The organism is Georgenia satyanarayanai, assembly GCF_023715365.1.
GTDB lineage: Bacteria > Actinomycetota > Actinomycetes > Actinomycetales > Actinomycetaceae > Oceanitalea > Oceanitalea satyanarayanai_B.
Window position 1 is genome coordinate 1 of the sequence record NZ_JAMBNZ010000039.1, and the last position, 937, is coordinate 937.

Below are 937 nucleotides of genomic sequence, written 5' to 3' on the forward strand. Positions count from 1 at the left end.
AACTGGGCGTGCACCGCCTGGGCGTCGGCCTGCTCGTAGACCGAGTGCAGCATCGCCTTGACCGCGGGCCAGGAGGCCTTGGGGCAGGCGGCCATTAGGTTGGCCGAGTAGTGCGTGCGGCACCGCTGCCAGGCGGCTCCGGGCAGCGTCGCGCCGATCGCCTCGACCAGGCCGGCGTGGGCATCGGAGGTCACCAGGCCCACGCCGCTCAGGCCGCGGGCGACCAGGTCGCGGAAGAAGGCCAGCCACCCCGCCCCGGTCTCCCCGGTGGCGACCTGGACGCCCAGGACCTCGCGGTAGCCCTCGTTGTTCACGCCGGTGGCGACCATGACCGCCACGTTGATGACGCGTCCGCCCTCGCGGACCTTCATCGTCAGCGCGTCGGCGGCGATGAACGTGTAGGGACCGGCGTCCAGCGGGCGGGTGCGGAAGTCAGCTACCTGCTCGTCCAGGTCCTTGGCCATCTCCGAGACCTGCGACTTCGACAGCCCCGTGATCCCCAGGGTCTGCACGAGCTTGTCCATCCGCCGGGTGGAGACCCCCAGCAGGTAGCAGGAGGCCACCACCGTGGTCAGCGCCGCCTCGGCCCGGCGGCGGCGCTGCAGCAGCCACTCGGGGAAGTAGGAGCCCTGGCGCAGCTTGGGGATCGCCACGTCGATCGTGCCGGCGCGGGTGTCGAACTCCCGATGCCGGTAGCCGTTGCGGCGGTTGACCCGCGCCTCGGTCACCTCCCGGTAGCCCGCCCCGCAGACCGCGTCGGCCTCGGCCGACAGCAGGGCGTTGATGAACGTGGTCAGCATCTCGCGCATGAGATCCGGGGATGCCTGGGCGAGGTGCTCGTGCAGGAACTGGGCAGGGTCGATACTGGATGGAGCGGTCACCGTGATGGTCCTTTCGAGGCGGTTGTGAGAGATCACTCGAAGGATCGCGCGGTGAC

At 70.4% G+C, this 937-nt stretch carries 1 protein-coding gene; it reads right to left on the reverse strand.

The genetic code is table 11. From position 1 onward, the window contains the following. Positions 1-881, reverse strand: an 881-nt coding sequence (locus M3148_RS16900; protein ID WP_251305896.1) for an IS256 family transposase, incomplete at its 3' end; no start/stop codon positions are given. Positions 882-937: the final 56 nt, after the last annotated feature.